Genomic DNA, 261 nt, shown 5'->3' on the forward strand with positions numbered 1-261 from the left:
TAGTCATACAAAAAGTACCATTCGCAATACATTTGCCTATCCTGCCTTAGATAATTTTTTAGTCATGACTAAATTTTTAGAGGGGGTGTCTACCCCCGAACTGACGCAATTAAAATCCAAAGTCTTTCTCCCTGATTACAAGCTCCCTTTGGGTGACCCAACGGTAAGAACCGAGCTATGCTCGCAGATTTACTTAACTGCCTTGCGATAGAACGAATGAACGAGGAGGGAGGAGGAGGGAACGACCGACCGACCCGACCG

1 protein-coding gene is annotated in these 261 nt (G+C 46.0%); it reads left to right on the forward strand.

Going from position 1 to position 261, the window contains the following annotated elements; translation table 11 throughout:
- Positions 1-211 (forward strand): hypothetical protein (locus tag ACNQ0W_RS25770; RefSeq protein ID WP_417933355.1); only part of this gene is annotated, 211 nt, incomplete at its 5' end.
- Between the last annotated feature and the right edge of the window lie 50 nt (positions 212-261).

Origin of the sequence: Enterobacter cloacae complex sp. 6730903 (genome assembly GCF_048283985.1) — a bacterium.
GTDB classification, from domain to species: Bacteria; Pseudomonadota; Gammaproteobacteria; order Enterobacterales; family Enterobacteriaceae; genus Enterobacter; species Enterobacter hormaechei_C.